The 23,218-nt window shown below is 72.5% G+C and carries 23 protein-coding genes; 16 read left to right on the top strand and 7 right to left on the bottom strand.

All coding sequences use genetic code 11. The features are described from left to right. Position 1: 1 nt before the first annotated feature. Together ACFQ11_RS24995 and ACFQ11_RS25000 are read right to left on the bottom strand one after the other, a co-directional pair. Complete coding sequence (locus tag ACFQ11_RS24995; RefSeq protein ID WP_378302724.1) at positions 2-757, bottom strand: sporulation protein; 756 nt, start codon at positions 755-757, stop codon at positions 2-4. A gap of 77 nt (positions 758-834) precedes the next feature. Continuing rightward, complete coding sequence (locus tag ACFQ11_RS25000) at positions 835-2,193, bottom strand: 3-hydroxybutyrate oligomer hydrolase family protein (RefSeq protein ID WP_378302726.1); 1,359 nt, start codon at positions 2,191-2,193, stop codon at positions 835-837. 250 nt (positions 2,194-2,443) lie between these two features. On the opposite strand from ACFQ11_RS25000, the gene ACFQ11_RS25005 reads away from it, so the two are divergent. From ACFQ11_RS25005 to ACFQ11_RS25025, 5 genes are all read left to right on the top strand, one after another. After that, positions 2,444-3,217 carry an ABC transporter ATP-binding protein gene (locus tag ACFQ11_RS25005; RefSeq protein WP_378302728.1) on the top strand — a complete coding sequence of 258 codons (774 nt, stop codon included), beginning with the start codon at positions 2,444-2,446 and terminating at the stop codon, positions 3,215-3,217. Beyond that, complete coding sequence (locus ACFQ11_RS25010) at positions 3,204-3,911, top strand: ABC transporter ATP-binding protein (protein ID WP_378302730.1); 708 nt, start codon at positions 3,204-3,206, stop codon at positions 3,909-3,911. Before ACFQ11_RS25005 ends, ACFQ11_RS25010 begins: the two co-directional genes overlap by 14 nt. Before the next feature lie 10 nt (positions 3,912-3,921). Next, positions 3,922-5,163, top strand: coding sequence for an ABC transporter substrate-binding protein (locus tag ACFQ11_RS25015; RefSeq protein ID WP_378302732.1), 1,242 nt, complete (start codon positions 3,922-3,924; stop codon positions 5,161-5,163). A gap of 10 nt (positions 5,164-5,173) precedes the next feature. Continuing rightward, on the top strand, positions 5,174-6,037 hold the full coding sequence (locus tag ACFQ11_RS25020; RefSeq protein WP_378302734.1) for a branched-chain amino acid ABC transporter permease: 864 nt from the start codon (positions 5,174-5,176) through the stop codon (positions 6,035-6,037). Between the two features lie 70 nt (positions 6,038-6,107). Further along, positions 6,108-7,097: a branched-chain amino acid ABC transporter permease gene (locus ACFQ11_RS25025; RefSeq protein WP_378302736.1), complete on the top strand. Its 990-nt coding sequence runs from the start codon at positions 6,108-6,110 to the stop codon at positions 7,095-7,097. 47 nt (positions 7,098-7,144) lie between these two features. Here the strand turns inward: ACFQ11_RS25025 and ACFQ11_RS25030 are convergent, their stop codons facing one another. Both ACFQ11_RS25030 and ACFQ11_RS25035 read right to left on the bottom strand, forming a co-directional pair. Continuing rightward, positions 7,145-9,025, bottom strand: coding sequence for a helix-turn-helix domain-containing protein (locus ACFQ11_RS25030; RefSeq protein ID WP_378302738.1), 1,881 nt, complete (start codon positions 9,023-9,025; stop codon positions 7,145-7,147). An 11-nt stretch (positions 9,026-9,036) separates the two neighbouring features. Next, positions 9,037-9,792, bottom strand: a complete 756-nt coding sequence (locus ACFQ11_RS25035) for a 3-hydroxybutyrate dehydrogenase (RefSeq protein WP_378302740.1) — start codon at positions 9,790-9,792, stop codon at positions 9,037-9,039. Between the two features lie 101 nt (positions 9,793-9,893). Between ACFQ11_RS25035 and ACFQ11_RS25040 the strand changes: the two genes are divergently transcribed. The 3 genes from ACFQ11_RS25040 to ACFQ11_RS25050 all read left to right on the top strand — a co-directional run bounded on the left by ACFQ11_RS25040 (position 9,894) and on the right by ACFQ11_RS25050 (position 12,039). Beyond that, positions 9,894-10,838 carry an alpha/beta fold hydrolase gene (locus ACFQ11_RS25040; protein ID WP_378302742.1) on the top strand — a complete coding sequence of 315 codons (945 nt, stop codon included), beginning with the start codon at positions 9,894-9,896 and terminating at the stop codon, positions 10,836-10,838. Positions 10,839-10,867: 29 nt separating this feature from the next. Then, positions 10,868-11,578, top strand: a complete 711-nt coding sequence (locus tag ACFQ11_RS25045; RefSeq protein WP_378302744.1) for a helix-turn-helix transcriptional regulator — start codon at positions 10,868-10,870, stop codon at positions 11,576-11,578. 71 nt (positions 11,579-11,649) lie between these two features. After that, entirely contained in the window at positions 11,650-12,039 is a 390-nt protein-coding gene (locus tag ACFQ11_RS25050; RefSeq protein ID WP_378302746.1) for a VOC family protein, read from the top strand. Between the two features lie 65 nt (positions 12,040-12,104). On the opposite strand, the gene aceE is transcribed toward ACFQ11_RS25050, so the two are convergent. Further along, positions 12,105-14,894 (bottom strand): pyruvate dehydrogenase (acetyl-transferring), homodimeric type, encoded by a 2,790-nt coding sequence (aceE, locus tag ACFQ11_RS25055; protein ID WP_378302748.1) that lies wholly within the window; start codon positions 14,892-14,894, stop codon positions 12,105-12,107. A 270-nt stretch (positions 14,895-15,164) separates the two neighbouring features. Here aceE and ACFQ11_RS25060 point away from each other — a divergent pair, with 270 nt between their 5' ends. The 6 genes from ACFQ11_RS25060 (at position 15,165) to ACFQ11_RS25085 (ending at position 18,873) form a co-directional block, all read left to right on the top strand. After that, a complete protein-coding gene (locus tag ACFQ11_RS25060; protein WP_378302751.1) occupies positions 15,165-15,368 on the top strand; it encodes a DUF1918 domain-containing protein in 204 nt (67 codons plus the stop codon). A gap of 67 nt (positions 15,369-15,435) precedes the next feature. After that, positions 15,436-15,843, top strand: a complete 408-nt coding sequence (locus ACFQ11_RS25065) for a secondary thiamine-phosphate synthase enzyme YjbQ (RefSeq protein ID WP_378302753.1) — start codon at positions 15,436-15,438, stop codon at positions 15,841-15,843. Between the two features lie 245 nt (positions 15,844-16,088). Continuing rightward, the gene (locus tag ACFQ11_RS25070; RefSeq protein WP_378302755.1) at positions 16,089-16,520 is read left to right on the top strand and encodes a DUF3052 domain-containing protein; all 432 of its coding nucleotides are present in this window, start codon (positions 16,089-16,091) and stop codon (positions 16,518-16,520) included. A gap of 376 nt (positions 16,521-16,896) precedes the next feature. Continuing rightward, on the top strand, positions 16,897-17,355 hold the full coding sequence (locus tag ACFQ11_RS25075; protein WP_378302757.1) for a peroxiredoxin: 459 nt from the start codon (positions 16,897-16,899) through the stop codon (positions 17,353-17,355). Positions 17,356-17,414: 59 nt separating this feature from the next. Then, positions 17,415-17,753: a hypothetical protein gene (locus tag ACFQ11_RS25080; RefSeq protein ID WP_378302759.1), complete on the top strand. Its 339-nt coding sequence runs from the start codon at positions 17,415-17,417 to the stop codon at positions 17,751-17,753. Positions 17,754-17,814: 61 nt separating this feature from the next. Further along, positions 17,815-18,873: a potassium channel family protein gene (locus tag ACFQ11_RS25085; protein WP_378302761.1), complete on the top strand. Its 1,059-nt coding sequence runs from the start codon at positions 17,815-17,817 to the stop codon at positions 18,871-18,873. A gap of 122 nt (positions 18,874-18,995) precedes the next feature. On the opposite strand, the gene ACFQ11_RS25090 is transcribed toward ACFQ11_RS25085, so the two are convergent. After that, entirely contained in the window at positions 18,996-19,946 is a 951-nt protein-coding gene (locus ACFQ11_RS25090; protein ID WP_378302784.1) for a phosphoribulokinase, read from the bottom strand. 169 nt (positions 19,947-20,115) lie between these two features. On the opposite strand from ACFQ11_RS25090, the gene ACFQ11_RS25095 reads away from it, so the two are divergent. Together ACFQ11_RS25095 and ACFQ11_RS25100 are read left to right on the top strand one after the other, a co-directional pair. After that, the gene (locus ACFQ11_RS25095) at positions 20,116-20,772 is read left to right on the top strand and encodes a response regulator (protein ID WP_378302763.1); all 657 of its coding nucleotides are present in this window, start codon (positions 20,116-20,118) and stop codon (positions 20,770-20,772) included. Beyond that, positions 20,769-21,938 (top strand): GAF domain-containing sensor histidine kinase, encoded by a 1,170-nt coding sequence (locus tag ACFQ11_RS25100; RefSeq protein WP_378302765.1) that lies wholly within the window; start codon positions 20,769-20,771, stop codon positions 21,936-21,938. The genes ACFQ11_RS25095 and ACFQ11_RS25100 overlap by 4 nt, the downstream gene beginning before the upstream one ends. Here the strand turns inward: ACFQ11_RS25100 and ACFQ11_RS25105 are convergent. Further along, entirely contained in the window at positions 21,925-23,103 is a 1,179-nt protein-coding gene (locus tag ACFQ11_RS25105) for a saccharopine dehydrogenase family protein (protein WP_378302767.1), read from the bottom strand. The genes ACFQ11_RS25100 and ACFQ11_RS25105 overlap by 14 nt on opposite strands. Between the last annotated feature and the right edge of the window lie 115 nt (positions 23,104-23,218).

A 23,218-nucleotide genomic window follows, 5' to 3' on the forward strand; every position in this document is an offset into this window, starting at 1 on the left:
GTCAGGCGTCCGGCGCCCAGTACTTGCGGATGTGCCGGTCGATGGCCGTGGTCCACGCCGCCCGGTCCTGCTCGGCGTAGCGCAGGGTGAGGGGCGGGCACCCGCCCGGGTGCATGTCGAGTTCGTCCTCGAAGGTGACGAGCACGGTCTCCAGCTCTTCGGTGCCCCGGTTCCAGGCGGGCGGGAAGAAGAAGTCGAGCTCCTGCCAGTAGGGGGACGTGCGGCGGTCCTCCATGTTCTCCCAGTACTCGGCCTCGATCTTCACCTCGGCTTCGTGGAGCCGGAAACCGAGGTCCTCGTAGATCTGGAAGACCATGTCCTGCGCGGGCAGGGCGCGCACCTGGATCTCGTCGAAGTCGCCCTTGTCCAGGGCGTTGTCGATCGAGAGCTCCGTCCGCACGGCGGCCCGGCCGCCCGGGATCGGGCGGCCGCGCTCGTGGGTGAGCGGCATGTCCCACGGCACGGTCAGGTAGACCGGGCGGGTGATGGTCTCGCCCGCGCGCAGCCGGAAGCCGCTGCGGGCGGCCTCGACGACGGTGTAGGGGTTCTTCCAGTCGGCCGACCCGTCCTTCTCCAGGTCCTCCGCGCGGACGACCAGGCCCAGCCGGAGGCGCTCGATGTCGATGTCCGCGCCGCCGCCCTGGATGCGCACGGTGCAGCGCAACGGGTCCCCGGGCTGGACGCTCGGGGTGTCGACGATCGTCTCGACGCGCGGCGCGTTGACGCCGAGCGCGCTGAGGAACGTGCGGAATGCCATGTGGGTGCCTCCCCCTGCGAGCCCGTTGTGAGCTCTGTGCTCCGTGGGCACTCTAATCAGGTGCGGGGGAAAAGTGGTCAATTGCCCAGGGAGCAGGTGTTCAGGGTGTCTCCGGACGGCTCGGGCAGGGTGGCGCTCGGCGGCGGGGCGTTCCCGGCGGTGGTCCAGGCTTCGAGCGCGGCGAAGGCGGAGCGCATGCAGGGCAGGAGCGGGCGCAGGCGTTCCGGGTGGGCGTCGACGAGGCCGTCGACGTGGTTGGCGGCCTCGACGCGGTAGTACCGGAACGGGGCCCGGCCGCGGTCGCGGACGAGCGCGGCGTACGCGTCGCCGTTGCGGCCGATCGGCAGCAGCGCGTCGTACGTCCCCTGCAGGCTGATCAGCGGCTTGCGGATGCGGCCGGTGAGGGAGACCCGCTCGACCGCGCGGCGCACCTCGCGGGGCCGGGACGCGTAGTCGTACGCCGCCTCCGCGCCCGTGTACGCGGGGTCGAACTCCTCGCGGTAGATGCGCTGCGTCAGCTCCCAGTAGACCTTGTCGTGGTAAGGCCAGAGGAACTCCGACCCCGGGACGAGCCCGGCTTCGTGCAGCGCCCGGTGCGCGGACTCGTCCCCCGAGACGTACGAGGGGTAGGCGCGCAGGATCGGCGGCAGGTACGTGAACAGGTTGGGGCCGTCCGCGCGCCACAGGGTGCCCTCGGCGTCGATCCCGCCGTCGTACAGGTGCGGGCGGTTCTCCAGTTGCCAGCGGACGAGGTACCCGCCGTTGGAGATCCCCGCCGCGTAGGTGCGGGACGGGCGGCGTCCGTAGTGGCGTGCCGCCGTCTTCTGCGCGGCGCGGGTGAGCTCGGTCAGGCGGTGGTTCCACTCGGCGACCGCGTCGCCCGGGCGGCGGCCGTCCCGGTGGAACTCCAGGCCGCTGTTGCCCTTGTCGGTCGCCGCGTACGCGTAGCCCTGGCCGAGGACCCAGTCGGAGATCGTGACGTCGTTGGCGTACTGCCGCCGGTTCCCGGGCGATCCGGCGACGACGAGGCCGCCGTTCCACCGTTCGGGGAGCCGGATGACGAACTGCGCGTCGTGGTTCCAGCCGTGGTGCGTGTTGAACGTGGAGCCGTCCCGGAAGTACCCGTCGATCTGGACGCCGGGGACGCCGGAGGGGCTGCGGGTTCCGGACGCGTGCAGGCCCGCGTAGTCTCCCGGCACGGTGTGCCCCGATGCGACGGTTCCGGCGGTCGTGAGGTCGTCCAGGCAGGCGGCGACCTGTTTCTGCGCGCCCGGTACGGCCGGTGCGGGCGCGCAGCGGTCCTCCTGCGCGCGCGCCGGCGCGGCCAGTGCGAGGGTCAGGGCGCCTGTCGCGAGCAGACCGGTCGCGAGCAGGCCGGTCGCGAGCAGACCGGTTGTGAACAGGCCGGTCGCGGACAGGGGGCGGGTGATCGGCATTCCGGCTCCTCTGGACGGAGGCGAGTGCCGACATGGTGCGGACCCCGGCGGGCGACGGCCATGGGGCCGGCCCACATAAGCGCGCGGCGCCCCATGTGAACGCGCCTCCGACCTGCGCGTGATGTGGATCACGTCCGTATCGGCCGGGCCGAATGTGTCGGCGGCTCACATAGTCCGTTTCGCGGCGGCGGCCTAGCGTTCCCGAGCACGGCGGCCCGGTGTGGTCCGGGTCACCATGGGAGGAGGGCGCATGGGCGCTACCGTCCGGCCGGCGCCGGTGCTGACGGCGCGCGGCCTGGTCAGGGAGTTCCGCGGGTTCCGCGCCGTGGACGGCGTCGACCTGGACGTCGCCGAGGGCGCGGTGCACGCGCTCGTCGGGCCGAACGGCGCGGGCAAGACCACGCTGTTCAACCTGCTCACCGGCTTCCTCAAGCCGACGTCCGGGAGCGTGCGGCTGGACGGGCGGGAACTGGCGGGCAGCAGCCCGGAGCGGATCGCGCGGCTCGGCCTGGCGCGGTCGTTCCAGATCACCAGCCTGTTCGCCGAGCTGACCCCGCGCCGGCACGTGGAACTGGCGCTCGCCGGGCGCACCGGCCTGGGGTGGCGGTTCTGGAAGTCGGACCGGGCGCTCGGCCGGTTCGCCGACCGCGCGGTCGAGCTGCTCGCCCAGGTCGGCCTGGAGGAGCACGCCGAGACCCCGGCGGGCGCACTGGCGTACGGGCGCAAGCGGGCGCTCGAACTCGCCCTGGCGCTCGCCCTCGACCCGAAGGTGCTGCTGCTGGACGAGCCGACCGCCGGGATGGGCGTCGAGGACGTCGACCGCACCGTCGAGCTCGTCCGGCGGGTCCGGGCGGGACGGACGGTCGTGCTGGTCGAGCACAACATGAGCGTCGTCTCCAGCCTCGCGGACCGGGTCACCGTCCTGCAGCACGGCCGGGTTCTGGTGGAGGGCCCGTACGCAGAGATCCGCCACGACCCGCGGGTCATCACCGCCTACCTCGGAGACGCCCATGCTGCGAGTTGACGGACTGTCCGCCTGGTACGGCGAGGCGCAGGCCCTGCGGGACGTCTCGCTGCGCGTGGACGAGGGCGAGATCGTCACCCTCGTCGGCCGCAACGGCGCCGGGAAGACCACGCTGCTGCGCTGCCTGACGGGCCTGCACACGGGCGCGTCCGGGACCATCGAGTTCCTTGGCGAGGACATCACCGCGCTGGGGCCGCACAAGCGCGCGCGGCGCGGCCTCGGCTACGTCCCGGACGACCGCGGCGTCTTCGCCACGCTGTCGGTGGAGGAGAACCTCCTGCTTCCGCCCGCGCGACCGGCCAAGGGCGGAGGGCCCGAGGCGTGGCCGCTGGACCGGGTCTACGAGACGTTCCCGCGGCTCAAGGAGCGCCGCAGATTCTCCGGGGCGAAGCTGTCGGGCGGCGAGCAGCAGATGCTCGCGCTCGCCCGCGTGCTGCGCACCGGCGCCCGCCTGCTGCTGTGCGACGAGCCCACCGAGGGCCTGTCGCCGCTGATCGTCGCGCAGATCGGCGACATCCTGCGCGAGGTCAAGGCCGCGGGCGTCACCGTCCTGCTGATCGAGCAGAACGTGCACTTCGCGGCCACCGTCGCCGACCGCCACCACCTGCTCGCCGAGGGCCGGATCGTCCAGTCGATGGACAACGACGAGGTCCGCGCCCGGGAGAGCGAACTCCTGCAGTACCTCGGAATCTAGGGAGAGCCCGATGAAACTCATGGGACGCTCGGCCGCGCTCGCGGCCGCCGGAGCCCTGCTGGCCGGCTGCGGCGCGGGCGGACCCGGCGGGGGCGGGGGCAAGATCAGCGACGACAAGATCGTGCTCGCGGTGCTGACCGACCAGTCCGGCGTGTACGCCGACCTGTCGGGCGAGAACGCCGTCAAGGCGGTCGAGATGGCGGTCGCCGACTTCAAGAAGAAGTACGGCGACGAGGCGGTCGCGACGGAGATCGAGGTCGTCTCCGCCGACCACCAGAACAAGCCCGACATCGCCAACACCAAGGCGCGGGAGCTCTACGACCGGCAGAAGGCCGACATGATCGTGGACGTGCCCACGTCGTCGGCCGCGCTCGCCGTCGCGAACGTGGCGGAGGGCAAGAAGCGCGTGTTCATCTCCGTGGGCGCCGCCACCACCGCGCTGACGGGCGAGCAATGCAACAAGTACACGTTCCACTACGGCTACAACTCCTACATGCTCGCTCATGGAACGGGCACCGCGCTCACCAAGTCCGGGGCGAAGAACTGGTACCTCGTCTACCCCGACTACGCGTTCGGCCAGGACATGGAGAAGACGTTCAGCTCGTCCATCAAGGCGGCGGGCGGGACGGTCGTGAAGTCCGACCCGACGCCGTTCCCCAACGACAACTTCTCCACGTTCCTGCTGAAGGCCCCGAACCTGGACCCGAAGCCGGACGTCATCGGCGCCATGCAGGCCGGCGGTGACCTCGTCAACCTCGTGAAGCAGTACAACGAGTACAAGCTGCGCGACAAGGGCGTGGGGCTCGCCGTCGGGCTGATGTTCATCACCGACATCCACTCGCTCGGCCCGAAGGCCCTGGAGGGCACCCGCTTCACCGACTTCTGGTACTGGAACCAGGACGACGACAACCGCGCGTGGGCCGACCGGTTCAAGCAGGAGACGGGCGCCCGTCCCACGGCCGTCCACGCGGGCGACTACTCCGCGGCCCTGCAGTACCTGGAGGCCGTCCAGCGCGCCGGGACGGACGGCTCCGACGCGGTGGTGAAGGAGCTCGAGGGCCACAAGGTGAACGATGTGTTCACCTCCACTGGAACGATCCGGGCCGAGGACCACCTGCTGACCCACGACGCCTACCTCGCCGAGGTGAAGCCGGAGAGCGAGGTCTCCGAGCCCTGGGACTACGAGAAGATCGTCGAGACGATCCCGGCGGCCGAGGCGTTCCAGCAGCCCAGCCCGGCCTGCGAGCTCTGAGGCGGGCCACGTGCTGCAACAGGCGTTCAACGGCCTGGTGGGCGGGGCGTTCTACGCCCTGCTCGCCCTCGGCCTCGCGGTCATCTTCGGGATGCTCAAGGTCGTCAACTTCGCGCACGGCGCGTTCTACATGCTCGGCGCGTTCGGCTCCTACGTCCTCCTCGACTCCTTCGGCGTGAACTTCTGGATCGCGCTGCCGCTGGTCCCGCTCGTCCTGGGCGTCGCCGGTGTCGCGGTGGAACGGCTGTTCATCCGGCGGCTGGCACCCCTCGATCCCCTCTACAACTTCCTGTTCACCTTCGGGCTCGCGCTGATCCTGCAGGACCTCGTGAAGCGGCAGTACGGCGTGCAGTCGCAGCCGTATCCGCGCCCGTCCGCGCTGAACGGCTCGATCGACCTCGGCCTGTTCACCTACCCCGCGTATCAGGTGTTCGTCCTGGCCGTGTCCCTCGTGGTGTGCGGCGCGGTGTGGTTCGTGCTGGCCCGCACCCGCGTCGGCATGATCGTCCGGGCGTCCACGGAACGGCCGGAACTGGCCCGCGCCCTCGGCATCGACGTGGCGCGCTGGGTGACGCCCGTGTTCGGGTTCGGCATCGCGCTCGCCGGGTTCGCGGGCGTGCTGGCCGCGCCGATGCGGGCCGTCAACCCGCTGATGGGCGCCGACCTGATCGTCACCGTGTTCGCGGTCGTGGTGATCGGCGGGCTCGGCTCGGTGTTCGGGTCGGTCGCCGCCGGATTCGCGGTCGGGCTCGTGTCGGCGCTCGGCAACTACTACGTCCCGTCGCTGTCGCAGACGCTCGTGTTCATCCTGATGGCGGTCGTGCTGCTGTGGCGCCCCGCCGGGCTGTTCGGGCGCGAGGAGGCCGCACTGTGAACGAGGGCGCACTGTGAATGAGGCCGCACTGTGAATACGGAGGCGACGCTGTGAATACGGAGGCGACGCTGTGATCCTGTCGAAGCTCGCGGGACGGCCCGTGCTGCTCGCCGCCGGCCTGGTGGCGGCGCTCGTGCTGCCCTGGTTCGTCTACCCGCCGGTCGCGCTCGACATCGCCTGCTGGGCGCTGTTCGCCGTCGCCGTCGACCTGCTGCTCGGCTTCACCGGGCTGCTGTCGTTCGGGCACGCCGCCTTCTGGGGCGGCTCCGCGTACGCGACCGGCCTGATCGCCCTGCACTCCGGGCTGCCCTTCCCCGTGGCGATCCTGGGCGGCGCGGCGTTCGCCGCCCTGCTGGCGCTCCCGATCGGGTTCCTGTCCGTCCGGCTGCGCGGTATCTACTTCGCGATGGTCACCCTGGCCTTCGCGCAGATGGTGTACTTCGTCGCCAACCAGTGGAGGGACGTCACGGGCGGGGAGAACGGGCTGCAGGGCATCCCCAGGGAACTGTTCGGGCTGGACCTGTCCGACCCGTTCTACTTCTACTACGCGGGACTCCCGTTCATCCTGGCCGGACTGTTCGCCGCCTGGCGCATCGTCCGTTCACCGTTCGGCTGCGTGCTGATGTCCATCCGCGACAACCCGGCACGGGCGCGCGCGCTCGGCTACAGCGTCGACCGCTTCAAGCTGCTCGCGTTCGTCCTCTCGGCGGCCCTGTCCGGGCTGGCCGGCGGGCTGTTCGCGATCGGCCACGGCTTCGCGTCCCTGCAGGGCGTCTACTGGACGACCTCGGGCGAGGCCGTGATGATGGTCGTCCTCGGCGGCATCGGCACGCTGTGGGGCGGCATCGTCGGCGCCGCGCTGATCGTCGAACTGAACGACTACCTGGCCACCGCCGGGTTCCAGGAGACCGGGATCATCACCGGCGGGATCTTCATCCTCGTCGTGCTGCTGTTCCGGCGCGGCGTCTGGGGCACCGCCCGCGACCTGATCGCCGCCCGCGCCGCGGCGCGCCGCCGCCCCGCCGAGCCCGCGCGAGAGAACGCCGAAACCCCCGCGTGAGCCGCGCGAACGGGCCGCCGTCCCCCGGGACGGCGGCCCGTTCGCCGTCACCGGAGGCGGTGCAGCCGCAGCGCGAGCTGAAGCTCCAGCGCCCGGTCCGGGGACTGCCAGTCGTCGCCGAGCAGCCGCCCGATGCGGTCGAGCCGCTGGCTGACCGTGTTCACGTGGATGTGCAGCTCCTGCGCCGTCCGCGCGAGGCCGCCGCCCGCCCCGAAGTACGCCTCGAGCGTCCGCACGAGCGCCGTCCCGCGCCGCTCGTCGTAGTCGATGACGGGCCCGAGCGACCCGGCGAGGAACCCCGGCACGTCCCGGTCGTCGCCGATGAGCAGCCCGATGAACCCCAGTTCGGACGCGCCCGCCCCGTCCCCGCGGCGGCCCAGCGCCACCAGCGCGTCCGCGCACCGCTGCGCCTCCCGGTGCGCCGCGGCGACCTCGCCGGGGCCCCGCACCGGGCCCGCCGCGCCGACCGTCGCCGGCGCGCCCAGCGACGCCCCGAGTTCCTTCGCGACCCGCCGCGCGGCGTCGCCCGGACGGTCGCCCGGCAGCAGCAGGACGACCTCCTCGCCGCGGGACGCGGCCAGCCCGCGCTCCACCGCCGCGAACGACGACGCCCAGAACTCCGCGCGCCGCCGATGGTCGCGCGTCTCGTACCGGGCCGACAGCACGACGTGCGGCGCGCCGAGGTCGACGTCGACGCGTCTCGCGCGCGCCGCCAGCGCCGCCGCGTCCGTCCGCCGCTCCGACAGCAGGTCGTCGAGCAGCTCGCCGCGCACCCGCCCCTCCGCCTCCGTGACGCTGCGCTGGAACAGCAGCAGCAGCGCGGTGACGAGGGCGGCGCGCTCCAGAATCCGCTGGTCGGCGTCCGAGACCTCCTCGGACGTGCGCAGCACCAGCGTCCCGAGCATCTCGTCGCCGCTCGAAACGGACGCGATCCACAGGTCGCCCCGCCGCACCGTGCGTCCCTGCGCGCGCGCAGAGTGCGCGGACGCCGACACACCGGCCAGTTCTTCGTCGCTCAACGGCGCCGAAGCGGCTCCCGTCGTCGCCAGGCGGGCGCCGTCCGCGTCCAGGACGTGCAGAGTGCCGCCCAGAAGCTCGGTGACGATCGCGGCGACGTCCTCGACACCGCCCCCGCGCACGACGACCGCCGTCATCCGGTCGTGCGCGCGCGCCGCCACCTCTACGGCCGCGCTACGCGCTTTGACCTCCTCGTTGGCGGCGCTCAGCTCCTCCAGAGCGGTGCGGGTCTCCTCCAGCAGGCGGGCATTGTCGATCGCGATCGCCGCGTGCGCCGCCAGGGAGCCGAGCAGCGCGACCTCCTCCTGGTCGAACGGACGCTCGCTGCGGTTCGCGGCCGTCAGCACGCCGATCACCCGGCTGCCCAGCTTCATCGGCACGCCCAGGATGGCGACCAGGCCCTCCTCCGCGACCGCCTCGTCGATGAACCCGCGATGCTGGAACTGCTCGTCGACCAGGTAGTGGTCGCTGTTGTACGGCATCGCGGTCTGCGCGACGAGACCGACCAGCCCGGTGCCCATCGGCAGCCGCAGCCGCCGGAACGCCGCCGACACCGACCCGTCCGTCACCCGCATGAACGTGTCGCCGCGCGCGTCGTCGTTCAGCGTCAGATACGCGATGTCGGCGTTCAGCAGCCGCCGCGCCCGCCGGGTGATCGCCTCCAGCACCGCGTCCAGATCGCGCAGTCCCGCCAGGTCGCCCGCAGTGTCGAACAGCGCCGCGAGCTCCGCCTCCCGCCGGGCGTGGCGCCGCATCACCGCCCGCACCCGCAGCGCCGCCAGCTTCGCCGCCTCCAGCTCCGCCAGGACGGCCGGGGACGCGCCCTCCGCCCGCGCCTGCACCAGCGGCCCCTCGAACTCCACGGGGGACGCCTCGCGGGCGAGCAGCTCAAGAAAGACGCCGCAGGACATACGGGACATTGTCAATGGGCCGTCCAACCTCCGTCGAGGGTCAGCGACGCACCCGTGACCATCGCCGCCGCGGGGGAGCACAGGTAGGCGACCAACTCGGCCACCTCCTCCGGCTCCGCGAGCCGCTTCACCGCCGCCTTCTGCAGCATGACCCGCTCGACGACATCGTCCTCCGACATGCCGTGCGCGCGCGCCTGATCGGCGATCTGGCCCTCCACCAGCGGGGTCCGCACGTAAGACGGGTTGACGCAGTTCGACGTCACGCCATGCGCCGCGCCCTCCAGCGCGATCACCTTCGACAACCCCTCGAGGCCGTGCTTGGCCGTCACGTACGCCGCCTTGAACGGCGACGCCCGCAGCCCGTGCACCGAGGACACGTTCACGACCCGGCCCCACCCGCGCTCGTACATCCCCGGCAGCGCGTCCCGCACCAGCCGGAACGGCGCCTCCACCATCAGCCGCAGGATCCGGGAGAACACCTCGGGCGGGAATTCGTGGAGCGGCGCCACATGCTGCACGCCCGCGTTGTTGACCAGGACGTCGAAACCGGCCCCGACCCCGGCCGCGTCCGGTCCCGCGAGGTCCACCGCCAGCGCGTCGCCGCCGAACTCCCGCGCGGCCCGCTCCGCCGCCGTCCCGTCCAGGTCCGCCACGGTCACCCGCGCCCCCGCCGCCGCCAGCCGACGGGCGCACGCCAGCCCGATCCCGCTCGCCCCGCCGGTGACCAGGGCCCGCCGCCCCGTCAGGTGCGGTGTCACGCTCGTCATGCGCAGAACCTACGCACACCGCCGCGCGGGACCCATGTGGCGCGGGCACACAATCCCGGGCCCACCGATGTGGTCCCCGCGGCGCCGTCTACGTTGGTGCGATGACCGAGATCGCGCACCGTTTCGTCGAGGGGAACGGCGGCCCGCGGATGCACGTCGCCGAGGCCGGCGAGGGCCCGCTCGTCCTGCTCCTGCACGGCTTCCCCGAATGCTGGTACTCCTGGCGGCACCAGCTCACCGCCCTCGCCGCCGCGGGCTTCCACGCCGTCGCGCCCGACCAGCGCGGATACGCCCGGACGGGCGGCCCCGCCGACCCCGCCCAGTACACGATCATGCACCTGGCGGGGGACGCCGTCGGGCTCATCGACGCCCTGGGCGCCGACCGCGCCGTGGTCGTCGGGCACGACTGGGGCGCGCCCGTCGCGTGGGCGGTCGCCCAGATGCGTCCCGACAAGGTCCGCGGCGTCGTCGGCATGTCGGTGCCGCACCGCCCCCGAAGCTCCCGCCCGCCCGTCGCGGCGCTGCGCCGCCACTTCGGCGACGGGTTCTACATGGTGCGGTTCCAGGAACCGGACGCCCCCGAGGCCGAACTCGACCGCGACCGCGCGTCCACGTTCCGCCGCATGCTCTACGCGATCTCCGGCGACGGCCCCGGCAGCGCGCTCGTCGCGCCCGACGGCGGCGGCGTCCTCGACGCCCTCCCGGAGCCGGACGAACTCCCCGCCTGGCTCACCGCGGACGACATCGCCGCCTACGTCGCCGAGTACGCCGACAGCGGCTTCACCGGCCCGGTCAACTGGTACCGCAACCTCGACCGCAACTGGGACCTCACCGCCGCCTGGCACCGCGCCCCCGTCCTCCCGCCCGCGCTGTTCGTCGCCGGCGACCGCGACCCGGTCGCCGACCCCGGCGCCGTCGCCCGCCTCCGCGACTGCGTCCCGAACCTCCGCGGCACCGTCTCCCTGCCCGGCTGCGGCCACTGGACCCAGCAGGAACGCCCCGGCGAGGTGAACGAGGCCCTCCTCGCCTTCCTCCGCGACCTCTGACTGTCGGTGGCGGGGCGTACGGTCGCGGCGTGAACCGGACCGACCGTCTGTACGCACTCGTCGAGGAACTCCGGGCCTGCGCGCCCCGCCGGGTCAGCGCCCGCGAGCTGGCCGCACGGTACGAGGTCAGCTCGCGGACGATCGAACGCGACATCGGCGCGCTCCAGCAGGCCGGTGTGCCGATCTACGCCGACGTCGGGCGGGGCGGCGGGTACACGCTCGATCCCGAGCGGACGCTGCCGCCGCTCAACTTCACGCCCGCCGAGGCCGTCGCCGTCGCGATCGTCCTCGCGCGCGCCGACGGGTCCCCGTACTCCCGCTCGGCCCGCACCGCGCTGCACAAGATCGTCACCGCGATGTCGGCGGCCGACAGCGCGTCCGCGCGGCGGCTCGCCGACCGCGTCCGGTTCCTCACGCCGCACGACGCCGACGCGCCGCCGTCCGTCCCGTCCGTGCTGGAGGAGGCCGTGTCGGTGCGCCGCGTCGTCCGGCTCGGGTACGTGAACGGGGCCGGGGAGGAGAGCGAACGCGAGGTGGAGCCGGTCGCGTTCACCTGCGCGTCCCTGCGCTGGTACCTCATCGGCTGGTGCCGCTTGCGGGAGGACACCCGGATCTTCCGCATCGACCGGATCCGGCGCGCCGCCCTGCTCGACGAGACCGCGCCCGAGCGCCGCTACGAGGACGTCATGGTCAAGGACGTCCCCCTCGACTACGTCACCCGGCGCCTCGAATTCGTTTGAGAAACACCGACAGAGGGTTGTCGCGGGGACGCCCGAAGCTAGGCCCCGTCACCCACTGAAGGAGGAAGACGATGGCGATTCCGGCTTTCAACACCGTCGCGTGGTTCCAGATCGGCACCGACGCGCCGGACGAGGCCCGCCGGTTCTACGGCGACATGTTCGGCTGGCGGTTCGACGCCGACGCCGGCTCGACCGTCCCCGGTACAGACGGCTACGACCTGGTCAGCTACGCCGGGGCGGACGAGCCGAGCGGCGGCCTCGCGCACGAGCGCGACGCGGGCGGGACGCACGCGATGTTCCTCGTCCTGGTGCAGGACGTCGACGCGGCCTGCGCCCAGGCGGAGAAGTGTGGGGGCAAGGTCGCCGCGTCCACCATGGCGACGGCCAACGGCCTCCGGTTCGCCTACCTGGAGGACCCGTCCGGCAACCGGTTCGGCGTCTTCACGCCGCCGATGCCCTGAGGACGCCCGCGGGCGGCGGGGAACGCGGCCTACACCTCCGCGCTCCCGCGCCGCCCGCTCAGGCCTCAGCTCTCGCCGCCCGTGTTGCTCTCGGCGCTGCCGGCGCCGCCCGCGAACACGTCGCTGACCTCCGCGTTCAGCCGGTACCGCTCGATGGCCTGCGGCAGGGTCTCCGGCTTGACCTCGCCGTGCCGGACGAGCCGGGTGAGGACGGCCAGGACGATCGACGCCGAGTCCACGTGGAAGAACCGGCGCGCGGCGGCCCGGGTGTCGGAGAACCCGAAGCCGTCGGTGCCGAGGGACGTGTAGTCGCCGTTGACCCACGGGGCGATCTGGTCGGGGACGGCGCGGGCGAAGTCCGACACCGCGACGATCGGCCCCGCGACGTTGTCGAGGACGCGGGTGACGTACGGGACGCGCGGCTCGCCCTCCGGGTTCAGCAGGTTGTGCTCGTCGCACTCGCGGGCCTCGCGGGCCAGCTCGTTCCAGGAGGTCGCGGACCAGACGTCCGCGGCGACGCCCCAGTCCTCGGCGAGGAGCCGCTGCGCCTCCAGCGCCCAGCGGCCGCCGACGCCGGACGCGAGGATCTGCGCGCGCGGCGCCTGCCCGTCGCCCGACGCGATCTCCGGTGCGGGCCGGTAGCGGTACAGCCCCTTGAGCAGCCCGTCCACGTCCACGTCCGCGGGCTCGGCGGGCTGCTGGTACGGCTCGTTGTAGACGGTGAGGTAGTAGAAGACGTCCTCGCCGTTCGGGTGCTCCTCGGACGTCCCGTACATGCGGCGGAGCGCGTCCTGCGTGATGTACGCCAGCTCGAACGACCAGGTCGGGTCGTAGTGGACGCACGCCGGGTTCGTCGCCGCGAGCAGCGGGGAGTGGCCGTCGGCGTGCTGCAGGCCCTCGCCGGTGAGGGTGGTGCGGCCCGCGGTGGCGCCGAGCAGGAACCCGCGGCCCATCTGGTCGCCGAGCGCCCACATCTGGTCGCCGGTCCGCTGGAACCCGAACATCGAGTAGAAGATGTAGACGGGGATCATGTGCTCGCCGTGCGTCGCGTAGGACGTGCCCGCGGCGATCGTCGACGCCATCGAGCCGGCCTCGCTGATGCCCTCGTGCAGCATCTGCCCGCTCTCGGACTCCTTGTACGACAGCAGCAGCTTCCGGTCCACCGCGTCGTAGGTCTGCCCGTGCGGCGAGTAGATCTTGGACGTCGGGAACAGCGAGTCCATGCCGAACGTGCGGTACTCGTCCGGGGCGATCGGGACGAACCGGGCGCCGATGTTCTCGTCCTTGATGAGGTCCTTGAGCAGCCGGACGAACGCCATCGTCGTCGCCACGTTCTGCTTGCCGGACCCCTTCTTCAGCTCGGCGTACACCGGGTCGCCGGGAAGCTTCAGCGGCTTGGCCCGCACCACGCGCTTCGGCAGGAACCCGCCGAGGGCGGCGCGGCGCTCCCGCATGTACTGGATCTCGTCGGAGTCCTCGCCCGGGTGGTAGTACGGCGGCAGCGGCTGTTCGAGCGCGGAGTCCGGGATGTCCAGGTAGAGGCGGTCGCGGAACTCCTTCAGCTCGGCCTTGGTGAGCTTCTTCATCTGGTGCGTGGCGTTGCGCGCCTCGAAGTCGGAGCCGAGCGTCCAGCCCTTGATCGTGTGCGCCAGGATCACCGTCGGCTGCCCGACGTGCTCGCGGGCCGCCTTGAACGCCGCGTAGACCTTCCGGTAGTCGTGCCCGCCGCGCGACAGCTTGCGCAGGTCGTCGTCCGACAGGTCCTGGACGATCTTGCGCAGCCGGGGGTCGTCGCCGAAGAACTTCTCCCGGATGTACGAGCCCGATTCGACGCTGAACGTCTGGAACTGCCCGTCGGGCGTCGTGTTCATCTTGTTGACGAGCGCGCCGTCGACGTCCTGCGCGAGCAGCGGGTCCCAGTCGCGGCCCCAGATGACCTTGATGACGTTCCAGCCGGCGCCGCGGAAGAACGACTCCAGCTCCTGGATGATCTTGCCGTTGCCGCGCACCGGGCCGTCGAGCTGCTGCAGGTTGCAGTTGACGACGAACGTGAGGTTGTCCAGCTCCTCGCGGGCGGCCAGGCCGATCGCGCCGAGCGACTCGGGCTCGCCCATCTCGCCGTCGCCGAGGAACGCCCACACGTGCGAGCGCGACGTGTCCTTGATGCGGCGGTTGTAGAGGTAGCGGTTGAACCGGGCCTGGTACACCGCGTCGATCGCGGTGAGGCCCATGGACACCGTGGGGAACTCCCAGAAGTCGGGCATCAGCCGGGGGTGCGGGTACGACGACAGCCCGCCGCCGGGGTGCGACCGCTCCTGCCGGAAGCCGTCCAGCTTCTCCTCGGGCAGCCGCCCCTCGAGGTAGGCCCGCGCGTAGATGCCGGGGGACGCGTGCCCCTGGATGAACACCTGGTCACCGGACTCGCCGTGGTCCTTGCCGCGGAAGAAGTGGTTGAACCCGACCTCGTACAGCGACGCGGCCGACGCGTACGTCGCGATATGGCCGCCGACGCCGATGTCGGGACGGTTGGCGCGCGACACCATGATCGCGGCGTTCCACCGGATGTAGGCACGGATGCGGCGCTCGACGTGCTCGTCGCCGGGGAACCACGGCTCCAGCTCCGGCGGGATCGTGTTGATGAAGTCGGTGCTGCGCAGGCCCGGCACGCCGACCTGGAGCTCGCGCGCGCGCTCCAGGAGCCGCAGCATCACGTAGCGGGCCCGGCCCCGGCCCTCGGTCTTGATGACCGTGTCCAGCGATTCCAGCCACTCCCGGGTCTCGTCCGGGTTGATGTCGGGCAGCTGGCTCGGCAGGCCGTCGCTGATGATCGAGTAGCGTTGACGTCCGGAAGCCACGGGGTCCCCTCTGTGCTTACCGTCAGTGCTGGTGAGACCCCGGCCGGAGGCCGCCGGTCTCCGCACGACTGTTCGTCGCCTGCATTCGCGTCCATCGTCGTCGTTCACGACGGTTAACGCATCTCTACCGTCCGGTAACCATCCTCCCCGCTCAGCCGGGGTGCGGGTGGGATCGACGACGCGTTTTTTGCGCGTCTCCGTGAGATTGCCCGCCCGGGCGGGGAACGAACGTAGGAGGCAGGGAAAAGGCGACCGTGACTTGGGGGAGACATGAACGGGCGCGTAGGAGACAGGCTGCACGTCCACGGCAAGATCGTGGGGCAGCCCGACCGGACGGGCGAGATCACCGAAGTGCGCGGAGAGAACGGCGGCCCGCCGTACGTCGTCCGCTTCGCGGACGGGCACGAGACCCTCGTCTACCCGGGGCCCGACGCCGTGATCGAGCCCCGCGAGATGCACGCGGCGTCCCGCTGAGGGGAACGCGTCCGGCGGGGCGGGGGTCGGACGGGTCCCGCGCCGCCGATGGGGTAGACCCTGGTCCATGGAGAGCACCGTGATCCGGGTGTCCACCGGTTCGAAGGAGGCCGTGCACGACATCACGGCGGAATGCGAGCGATTCACCGCCGACGCCGGCGGGGACGGGCTGCTGCACGTCTTCGTGCCGCACGCCACCGCCGGCGTCGCGATCATCGAACTCGGGGCGGGCAGCGACGACGACCTGCTCGCCGCGCTCGGCGACCTGCTGCCCGCGGACGACCGCTGGCGCCACGCCCACGGGTCCCGCGGGCACGGCAGGTCGCACGTCATGCCCGCGCTGGTCCCGCCCTACGCGACCGTCCCCGTGACCGGCGGGCGCCTCGCGCTCGGCACGTGGCAGTCGATCGCCCTCGTGGACCTCAACGTCGACAACCCCGACCGTCAGGTCCGGTTGTCATTCCTCAGGGGTTGACGGTTGTATCAAGGTACGGGCCGGGACTTCACCCTCGGTGGCCGCATCGTGACGTCCGAGTCCGGCATCGGCCCAATGAGGGCGCCAAAAGCCGGGAAGACACTTGCGCTAGGGGCCCACACTTGTGTGGACTGTCCCGCAAACACCGCACAGGTGCGGACGGGCCGCCCGTCATGGGCGGCCGTAAAGAAGATGTGCACAGGTGCACCGAGCACCGTGCGGACGGACGACATGGGAGGACTTTCGTGAGCGCGACCGCGGGTCAGGCGCAGTCTGAGCGCAGCCTGGCCGAACGGCTCGGCCTGAAGGCGGGCCAGGTGGTGCAGGAGATCGGCTACGACGACGACGTGGACGAGGAGCTCCGCGATTCCGTCGAGGCCGTCACGGGCAACGAGCTCGTCGACGAGGACTACGACGACGTGGTCGACATCGTGCTGCTGTGGTGGCGCGAGGACGACGGCGACCTGTTCGAGGGCCTGACCGACGCGATGGTCCCGCTCACCAGCGGCGGTGACATCTGGCTGCTGACGCCCAAGGCGGGACGCGAAGGGCACGTGGAGCCCAGCGACATCGGCGAGGCGGCCAACACGGCCGGCCTGTCCCAGTCGCGCAGCCTCAGCGCCGGCAAGGAGTGGTCGGGAACGCGGCTGGCCGCCCCCAAGGTCAAGGGGAAGTAGACGTGCGGGGGACGGGCGCCCGCCGCCCGTCCCCGAGTGCGCATCCGCTCCCCGAGGCCCGCTCGGCCCCACCCGGTCCCGCACGCCCCACGTCGGCTGGGGGAGGGGCGGGCCGTGCGGAAGTACTGGCCTGCCTTGCCTTACCGTAGAGTCGTCCACGACCCACCAAGGACCTCCGGACACGATCTCGACCCCGGCCAGAGCGGGCGGGAACCACCGCGATCGCGTCCGAAGGCGGGTTCGAGCTCGCGAGAACCTGATCGCGCGGCGAGCCCTTGGCGGGTCGGAGCGATGCAGCGATCGCACGCGAGGTCCGTTGAAGGAAGGCCGCCCGGCGGCCCGACGCCGAGGGCCTCGCAAGAAAACAGGAGTGGCTTTGGCGGTTGAGGTAGGCGACGGCGCACCGGACTTCGAGCTGAAGGACCAGCACGGGACGCCGGTGAAGCTGTCGGACTTCCGGGGGCGGAAGAACGTCGTCCTGGTGTTCTTCCCGCTGGCGTTCAGCGGTGTCTGCACCGGTGAGCTGTGCCAGATCAGGGACGAGCTGCCCACGCTGGGCGGCGACGACGTGCAGGTCCTGGCGGTGTCGGTGGACTCGATGTTCGCGCTGCGCGCCTGGGCCGAGCAGGAGAAGTACCAGTTCCCGCTGCTCGCGGACTTCTGGCCGCACGGCGGGGTCGCACAGCGCTACGGGGTGTTCGACGAGGCGAAGGGCCTGGCCACGCGCGGGACCTTCATCATCGACACCGAGGGCGTGGTCCGGTGGAAGGTGGAGAACGCCATCCCGGACGCGCGCGACATCGACGAGTACCGCAAGGCGCTCGCCGATCTCTGAGTGAACGGGCCGGTTCCGGACACGTGGCCGGAACCGGCCCCCGCACCTCTGGAGGTGTGATGCCCTGCTTCCGCTGCGGGGCGCGGCAGACCGATCCCGTGCGGGGCGCCAGCCCGTGGCGGCGCGGGGTCCGGGCGGATCACCAGGTGCTGATCTGTCCCGGCTGCCAGGCCGGTCACGGCTGGGCGGACGAGCTGGACCGCTGCGCCGCGTGCGATTCGGCCGCGCTCGTGTGCCGGCTCGGCGAGGTGGAGTGCCGCGACTGCGGCCACACCCGCGAGGCCGTCCGGGACGATCTCGTCCGCGCGGGCGCGCAGGGCGGGGCGGTCGACCGGGACCTGTCGGCGGAGGTCGCGGCGGCGCTGAACCGCGTACTGAGCCGGGGCCCGGCGGGCTGACCTGCGGTTACTCGACGAGCCCGGCTTGACCGCGTGCGGACGGGCCTGCCACTCTGCGCGGATGCCGATCCTGTTGTTCCGGTTCCTCAACCGGGTCACCGCGCGCTCCTGGCGGGTGCCCGCCATGGTGCTGGCGGCGGCGTTCGTCGCCGGCTGGGTGCTGATCGCGGCGTTCGAGCCCGCCGGGGCGGAGATCAAACGGCCGCTCGACTACGTCTGGTACTTCATCGTCAGCGGCACCACGGTCGGGTACGGCGACATGTCCCCGGAGACGGTCGGCGGGCGGGCCGGCGGCTTGCTGATCATCGGTGCCGGCGTGACGGCGGGGATCGTGCTGTTCGCCGAGCTGACGCTCTGGATGTCGAAGGGCAGGACCATGAAGGCCAACGGCCAGGCGCGGCTGCACCACCGGCGGCACGTCGTGATCATCGGCTATGAACGCACGGGGCTGCGTTCCATCATCGGGCAGTTGCGCGCCGACCGCGAGTTCGCGCGGACGCCCGTCGTCACCGTCTTCTGGCCCGGCGAGCTGACCGGCGAGAACCCGGATCCGGAACTGTACGACGCGGTGGCGTTCGACGAGACCGCGTTCGACCGTGCCCGGCTGCAGGACGCGCGGACGGCGCTGGTCGTCGGGCGCAACGACGACGAGACCGTCCGGGTGATGCTGGGCGTCGCCGCGCACCTGCGGCGCAACGGCGATCCGGGGACGCATCTGCTGGCCGGCCTGCGGCACGGCGGCCGGCGCGCGGAGATCACCGAGGCGCTCGAGCTGATCGGCACGGGCATCGAGACGGTCGACATCGACGATCCCGCCGTGGTGGCGGCCGCGATCCGCAATCCGGGCGTGTCGGCGATCTACCACAATCTGGCGAGCACGCTCGACGGGACCGGCACCCTGTACCGGGTGAACGTGCCGGAGGAGGCCGGGGAGTGGTCGCGGCTGGACGTGGCGCAGTTCCTGCTGCGCCGGGGGAGCACGCTGCTCGCGGTGGGAGACTCGCACCTGCCGAACGCCCGGTTCCGGCTGCTCGCGGAGTCGGACGAGCGGGTGCGCGGCGGGCAGGCGCTCGCGGTCGTGGCGCGGCACCGCCCGGAGATCCCCTGGCACGAGCTGTAGAAAGGCCGGGAGGGCGCCGTGCGCCCGCTGGGCGCCCTCCCGGCCGCCGCGCCGCGCGGCCCGGGGCACAGGTCCGAAGCCCCGGGGCCTCCCCGCGCGTCCGCGGAGCCTGAACTCTACGTTCAGGCGGCTTGGCGGTGATCCGCGTCGAGCAGGTGGTAGAGCAGGAGCAGCTGCGTGATGGCGAGCGGGTCGCTGGTGCCGCTGCCGCCGAGCCGGCCGAGGGCGTCGGGATCGACGAGGCCGGCGCCGGCGCGGGGGCCGAGCCGTGACCAGATGGCCTTCTTGACGACCTGCGACTCCTCGGGCGAGACGTAGCCGTGCACGTGCAGGGCGTCCACGGGGCGGCCGTCGGTGTCGCGGTGCAGCCGCAGGTGCATGGCCGTCTCGGCGCCGGGTTCGGCGTCCAGGACGCCGGCGAGTTCGGGGTGGTCGATCGTCGGGCGCAGCAGCAGTTCGGCCGACAGCGGGGTGCCGGGCGGGTCGACGCGGCCCGCGACGGGCGCGAACCGGACGACGATGTCGGCGTGCTTGCGCTGGGGGCGGATGTAGGCGGCGCTCTCGGGTTCGCGGCGGGTCAGCTCGGCGCGGACCTGTTCGGGGGAGTAGCCGCGTTTCTCGCAGTCGCGGGCGATCTTCCAGGAGTGCCGCAGCGGCTCGGGCGGGTCGAGGTAGACGGTGATGTCGAAGCAGGCGCGCGCGAGGCGGGTGTGCAGGGGGAGCAGCCCTTCGACGATCACGAAGTCGCGGGGTTCGACCAGTTCCGGCCGGACGAGCCGTCCCGTGGAGTGGTCGTACACCGGTTTCAGGATCGGTTCGCCCATCGACAGGAGTTGCAGGTGCTGCTCCATGATGTCGACGTGGTTGCAGTCGGGGTGCAGCGCCGTGAAGGGTTTGCCGGCGCGTTCCGCGCGGTCGTAGCGGTGGTAGTCGTCCACGCACACCGCGGTCATCCGGTCGGCCCCCAGGCACTGCACAAGCCCCCGCGTGAGTGTGGTCTTGCCCGCCGCGCTGTCCCCGGCGATGGCGAGCATGACGGGGCGGCGGCGGCCCGAGCCGCGCGCCCGGAGCATATGCACGATCCGATGGGGCACCTCGCTCCTCCGTCCTGCGAAATTCAGTTTTCGCGATGAAGAGTATGCTGCACGTTCCGGGGCTGCTTCCCCCAATCAGGGGAGAGCGCGGGTGAGTCGCCGCAACGGGGGCTACTGGCGAGTAGCTTCTGGTTGTTATCGTGCCGGGATGAGCGCCCCCGTACGCGTCGTCCTGGTCGACGACCACGAGATGATCCTGGCCGGGCTGCAGGCGATGCTGGCCGGGTTCGCCGGCCGCGTGCGCGTGGTCGGGCAGGCCGGGACGGGCGCGGAGGCGGCCCGGCTGGTCTCCTCGCTCCGCCCGGACGTGGTCCTGCTGGACGTCCGGCTCGGCCCGGAGAGCGGCCTCGACCTGTGCCGGCAGCTCACCGGCCGGGTCCCCGAGGTTCGCGTGGTGTTCCTGTCGGTGTACGACGACGAGCAGTACGTCTTCGAGGCGCTGCGCGCGGGCGCCGGGGGCTACCTGCTGAAACGGGTGGACGGTCCGGAGCTGGTGCGGCGGCTGGAGGAGGTCGCGCAGGGCGAGACCGTCGTCGATCCCACGCTCGCGGGGCGGATGGCGGTCACGGCGGCCCGGCTGACCCGCGGCGAGTTCTGGCCGGGCGCGAACCGCGGCCTCACCCAGCGCGAGAGCGAGGTGCTGTCGCTGCTGGTCGGCGGGCTTTCGAACAAGGCGATCGCGGCCCGGCTCGTGCTGAGCGAGGAGACGGTCAAGAGCCACCTGCGCGCGCTGTACCGCAAACTGGAGGTGACCGACCGGTCGGCCGCGATCGCGGTCGCGCTGCGCGAGGGCCTGTTCCGGTGAACGTCCCGGACGCGCTGGCCCGGCGCGGCTCCGACCTGCTCGTCCGGATCGTCGGCGTCGCGTGCTCCGACCGCGAGCTCCCGCGGATGGCGGACGAACTCGCCGGACTCGTCGTCCGGTCGGCGCGCACGCTGACGTTCTGCGACGTCCACGTACTGGACGACGACGGCCGCTTCCTGGAGTGCGCGGGACGTCCCGTCGCCTTAGGCGAGGGTGACGTCGGATGGGCCGCGGCCCACGGACGGGCGCGCGCGCACGCGGACGGCAGGGGCGCGGCCATCCCGGTCCACAGCGGGGGCTCGGTCATCGCGGTGCTGGACGTCCGGTCCGCGGGGCCGTGCCCGCCGGAGGACGTCGAGCTGGTCACGGCGCTCGCCGAGCTGTTCGCGCCCGTGCTGTGCTCGTGCCGCCGGCTGCGCGCGGCCCGCGAGCGCGAGCGCGCCGCCGAACGGTTCGCCGAACGGGCCGTCGAGGCGCAGGAGGCCGAGCGGTCGCGGCTCAGCAGGGAGATCCACGACGGCATCGCGCAGCGGCTCGCGGGCCTGGGGTTCCACCTGTCGGCGGCCGAGCGGGCGCTGCCCGAGCACCATCCCGAGAGCCTCGCGCAGATCATGATGGCGCGGTCGCTGTGCGAGCTGGCGGCGGCCGAGACCCGCGCGGCGATCGGGGGGCTGCGCCCGCCCGTCCTGGACGACCTGGGCCTGTCGGCGGCGCTCGCGACCCTCGCCCGCGAGGCCGGGGACGGTCCCGGACCGTCCGGGCGCCCGCTCGACGTGACCGTCACCGTCGAGGGGGAGCTGGAGGACGCCCTGCCCGACCACGTGCAGACGGCGCTGTACCGGATCGCGCAGGAGGCCGTCGGGAACAGCCTCCGGCACGCGTCCGCCTCCTGCGTCGACCTGCTGCTGGAGCACTTCGGCGACCGGGTGCGGCTGACGGTCGCCGACGACGGCGTCGGGTTCTCGCTCCGGGACGTCTTCGCGCCGGGCGGGCGCGTCCGGGGCGGGCGGGGCCGGCGGCCCGACTCCTACGGGCTGCGCGGGATGACGGAGCGCGCCGAACTGCTCGGCGGGCGCGTCACCGTGACGAGCCGCCCCGGGGGCGGCACGACGGTCGAGGCCGTCGTCCCGATCCCCGGCCGGTCCGGGCCCGTCAGCGCGCGGTGAGCACCCGGAACTCCAGGCCCGCCCGGGTGAGCCGCTCCAGCAGCGCGTCCCCCATCGCGACGGCCGTCGTGACCTGCCCGGACGTCTTCGGCAGCGCGTCGTGCGCGAGGCACAGCGCCGACTCGCCCAGCATCTTCGCCGTCTCGCCGTAGCCGGGGTCGCCGCCCCGGACCTCGGTGACGACGCGCCGCCCGCCGCCCTCGCCGACGAACTTGACGCTGAACCAGCTCCGGGCGCGGGTCTCCGCCGACGGCCCCTCCCCGGCCGGCTTGACCTTCGTCAGCAGCCGCCGCGCCGGGGGGACCTGCGCGAGCACGGTCAGCGCCCCCGCCCCGGCGGCCAGCGCGGCGGCGGCCGGCAGCCGCTTCACCGCGAAGTAGTGGCCGTAGGTGAACTCGGGCCCGTACCGGTCGAGCGCGGCGGCCGAGCGGGCGACGATCTGCGGGTCGATCGTCGGCATCGGCAGCGTCCAGCCGTCGCCCACGCGGTTCTTCGGGGCCGGGCGCCGCGAGAGGCGCACGGTCCGGCCGTCCGGACGACCCTCGACGGCGCGGCGCTCCCGCTCGGCCCGCGCCATCGCGGGCAGGTCGGCGAAGATCCCGATCGCCGAGTGGATCGTGCCGCCGGACGCCTGCATGCGCGTCCGGACGAAGCCCTCGACGTGCAGCGGGACGCCCTCGGGGAGCTGCCGCACGGTGAAGTAGACGCCGAGGTCGTGCGGGACCGAGTCGAAGCCGCACGCGTGGACGATCCGGGCGCCGGTACGCACGGCGTCCGCGTGGTACTTCACGTACATCCGGTCGACGAACGTCGGTTCGCCCGTGAGATCGACGTAGTCCGTGCCGGCGCGCGCGCACGCGGCGACGAGCGGCTCGCCGTGCCGCACGTACGGGCCCACGGTCGTGACGACGACGCGCGCGGAGCGGGCCAGTTCGTCGATCGAGTCCTGGTCGGAGGAGTCGGCGCGCAGCAGCGGGAGCTCTGCGCACGCGGGGTCGATCGCGGCGAGCCGGTCGCGCACCTTCTCGAGCTTGGCGGTGCTGCGCCCGGCGAGGGCCCAGCGCGTCCCCGGGTCGGCGTGGCCGGCCAGGTACTCGGCGGTCAGCCCGCCGGTGAATCCGGTGGCCCCGTACAGGACGATGTCGTACGGGCGGTCGGCGGTCATGGGTGCCCCTTTCGGTGCCCTTTCGCGGTCCCGAACCCCATTCTGGCGTCCCGGCGGGGCCGAGCGCGCGCGAAGCGCGGTGTGTGAGCGACCACACCGGGCCGCCCGATGTGGG

Source organism: Actinomadura sediminis (assembly GCF_042675525.1).
Lineage (GTDB): Bacteria > Actinomycetota > Actinomycetes > Streptosporangiales > Streptosporangiaceae > Spirillospora > Spirillospora sediminis.

Excerpts from the sequence above, each read along its gene's own strand:
- ACFQ11_RS24995 (WP_378302724.1), bottom strand. The coding sequence starts at position 757 with ATGGCATTCCGCACGTTCCTCAGCGCGCTCGGCGTCAACGCGCCGCGC.
- ACFQ11_RS25000 (WP_378302726.1), bottom strand. The coding sequence starts at position 2,193 with ATGCCGATCACCCGCCCCCTGTCCGCGACCGGCCTGTTCACAACCGGT.
- ACFQ11_RS25005 (WP_378302728.1), top strand. The coding sequence starts at position 2,444 with ATGGGCGCTACCGTCCGGCCGGCGCCGGTGCTGACGGCGCGCGGCCTG.
- ACFQ11_RS25010 (WP_378302730.1), top strand. The coding sequence starts at position 3,204 with ATGCTGCGAGTTGACGGACTGTCCGCCTGGTACGGCGAGGCGCAGGCC.
- ACFQ11_RS25015 (WP_378302732.1), top strand. The coding sequence starts at position 3,922 with ATGAAACTCATGGGACGCTCGGCCGCGCTCGCGGCCGCCGGAGCCCTG.
- ACFQ11_RS25030 (WP_378302738.1), bottom strand. The coding sequence starts at position 9,025 with ATGTCCTGCGGCGTCTTTCTTGAGCTGCTCGCCCGCGAGGCGTCCCCC.
- ACFQ11_RS25035 (WP_378302740.1), bottom strand. The coding sequence starts at position 9,792 with ATGACGAGCGTGACACCGCACCTGACGGGGCGGCGGGCCCTGGTCACC.
- ACFQ11_RS25040 (WP_378302742.1), top strand. The coding sequence starts at position 9,894 with ATGACCGAGATCGCGCACCGTTTCGTCGAGGGGAACGGCGGCCCGCGG.
- ACFQ11_RS25050 (WP_378302746.1), top strand. The coding sequence starts at position 11,650 with ATGGCGATTCCGGCTTTCAACACCGTCGCGTGGTTCCAGATCGGCACC.
- ACFQ11_RS25060 (WP_378302751.1), top strand. The coding sequence starts at position 15,165 with ATGAACGGGCGCGTAGGAGACAGGCTGCACGTCCACGGCAAGATCGTG.
- ACFQ11_RS25065 (WP_378302753.1), top strand. The coding sequence starts at position 15,436 with ATGGAGAGCACCGTGATCCGGGTGTCCACCGGTTCGAAGGAGGCCGTG.
- ACFQ11_RS25080 (WP_378302759.1), top strand. The coding sequence starts at position 17,415 with ATGCCCTGCTTCCGCTGCGGGGCGCGGCAGACCGATCCCGTGCGGGGC.
- ACFQ11_RS25085 (WP_378302761.1), top strand. The coding sequence starts at position 17,815 with ATGCCGATCCTGTTGTTCCGGTTCCTCAACCGGGTCACCGCGCGCTCC.
- ACFQ11_RS25090 (WP_378302784.1), bottom strand. The coding sequence starts at position 19,946 with ATGCTCCGGGCGCGCGGCTCGGGCCGCCGCCGCCCCGTCATGCTCGCC.
- ACFQ11_RS25095 (WP_378302763.1), top strand. The coding sequence starts at position 20,116 with ATGAGCGCCCCCGTACGCGTCGTCCTGGTCGACGACCACGAGATGATC.
- ACFQ11_RS25105 (WP_378302767.1), bottom strand. The coding sequence starts at position 23,103 with ATGACCGCCGACCGCCCGTACGACATCGTCCTGTACGGGGCCACCGGA.